This window comes from Roseateles sp. P5_E1 (genome assembly GCF_054049335.1).
The window spans coordinates 1-1,098 of the sequence record NZ_JBFUMN010000133.1 but is presented as its reverse complement, the minus strand read 5'-3'; the positions used below and the strand labels follow the sequence as shown (position 1 = coordinate 1,098).

Here is a 1,098-nt window from a genome sequence, read left to right as displayed (position 1 = left end):
AGGTGCTGCTGGCCGCGTTCGTGGCGTGGGGGCTGGATGAAACCCTGCAGCGTGCGAACGGCATGTTCGCCATCGCGCTCTGGGACCACGCCGAGCAGTGTCTTTGGCTGGCCCGCGACCGGGTCGGCAAGAAGCCGCTGTATTACGGCTGGGCCGGCGATGCGCTGGTGTTCGGATCGGAGTTGAAGGCGCTGTGGCAGCACCCGGCCTTCGACAACGACGTCGACCGCGACGCGCTGACCCTGCTGCTGCGGCTGGACTACATTCCCGCCCCGCACTGCATCCATGCGCGCTGCTTCAAGCTGATGCCGGGGCGGGTGCTGCGCCTGGACGCGGCCACCGTTGCCGCCGGTGCCGCCGCACACCGGCCGGACCAGCAGCAGGTGCCGTTCTGGAATGCGCGCGAGCGCATGCAGCAGGCGCTGGCGTTGCCGTTCATCGGCAGCGACGACGATGCCGAGGCGCAGCTGGACGGCCTGCTGCGTGACGCGGTGGGGCTGCGGATGGTGGCCGACGTGCCTGTCGGCGTATTCCTCTCCGGCGGCACCGATTCATCGGTGGTGGCCGCGCTGATGCAGTCGCAGTCGTCCACGCCGATCCACAGTTTCAGCATCGGGTTCCAGGATTCGGATCACGACGAGGCGCCGCTGGCCAAGGCGCTGGCGCAACACCTGGGCACCGATCACACCGAGCTGTATGTCAGCGGCGCCGACGCGCTGGCGGTGGTGCCACAGTTGCCCGCGATGTTCGACGAGCCCTTTGCCGATGCCTCGCAGGTGCCCACCGCGCTGGTGGCCAGGCTGGCGCGCGGGTCGGTCACCGTGGCGCTGTCGGGCGACGGCGGCGATGAGCTGTTCTTCGGCTACAGCCGCTACCAGCGTGCGCTGCGCAACTGGGCGATGCTCGGCAAAGTGCCGGCACCGCTGCGGCGCTGGATGGCGGCCCATTCGCAGACCCAGGGTGAGGCCTCGCGCACCGGCGGCCTGGCCGCGCTGCTGGCCGAGACTGGCGCGCGCGGCATCGGCGATGTGTACCGCAACCGCATCTCGCGCTGGCGCGACCCGGTCGCGGCGGTGAAGGGGGCCACCGGGGCCGGCA

The 1,098-nt window shown here is 70.7% G+C and carries 1 protein-coding gene; it reads left to right on the top strand.

Going from position 1 to position 1,098, the window contains the following annotated elements:
• Window positions 1-1,098: asparagine synthetase B family protein (locus tag ACXJKJ_RS30120; RefSeq protein WP_457395012.1), on the top strand; the 1,098-nt coding region annotated here is incomplete at both ends.